The following is a 771-nucleotide window of genomic DNA, read 5'->3' on the forward strand; positions in this document are numbered from 1 at the left end:
CGTGCGCGAGGGCAGCGAAGAGTACCTGGACTCCGAGAAGTACCAGTTGCGTCCGCGTGACTGGGAGACCGCGCAGACCATCGCTCCACTCATCACCAAGCTCAACACCGTCCGACGCGAGCACCCCGCCCTCCACCGGCTCAGGAACCTCCGCTTCCACCACACCGACAACGACGCGGTCCTCGCCTACAGCAAGCGCGCGGGCCAGGACACGGTGCTGGTGGTCGTCAATCTCGATCCGCACCACACCCAGGAGGCGACGGTCTCGTTGGACATGCCGCAACTCGGCCGTGACCGGGACGAAACACTGTCCGTGCACGACGAACTGACGGGTAAGACCTACCACTGGGGCAGGACCAACTATGTGCGCCTCGAGCCCGGCAGGGCACCCGCGCACGTATTTCACGTCCAGGCCTCGCCCGCCTCGCCGCAGAACGGAGGGTCTACCGCGTCATGACCGTCAACGAGCCCGTCCATGACACCTTCGAGGACACCCCGGCCAAGGACCGGCATCCCGACTGGTTCAAGAGCGCCGTCTTCTACGAGGTCCTCGTCCGCTCCTTCCAGGACAGCAACGGCGACGGCGTCGGCGACCTCAAGGGCCTGACCGCCAAGCTGGACTACCTCCAGTGGCTCGGCGTGGACTGCCTGTGGCTGCCCCCGTTCTTCAAGTCCCCCTTGCGGGACGGCGGCTACGACGTCTCCGACTACACCGCCGTCCTGCCCGAGTTCGGCGACCTCGCCGACTTCGTGGAGTTCGTCGACGCCGCC

Annotated in this window: 2 protein-coding genes; both read left to right on the forward strand. The window is 66.5% G+C overall.

What is annotated here, in order from left to right; translation table 11 throughout:
• On the forward strand, nt 1-457 hold a 457-nt coding region (locus M8H82_RS36345), incomplete at its 5' end, for an alpha-glucosidase C-terminal domain-containing protein (RefSeq protein ID WP_250080031.1).
• A partial coding sequence (locus tag M8H82_RS36350; protein ID WP_250080033.1) for an alpha-amylase family glycosyl hydrolase occupies nt 454-771 on the forward strand: 318 nt, incomplete at its 3' end. The genes M8H82_RS36345 and M8H82_RS36350, both read left to right, overlap by 4 nt.

Source organism: Streptomyces sp. YS415, assembly GCF_023544665.1.
In the GTDB taxonomy this organism is placed as follows: Bacteria; Actinomycetota; Actinomycetes; order Streptomycetales; family Streptomycetaceae; genus Streptomyces.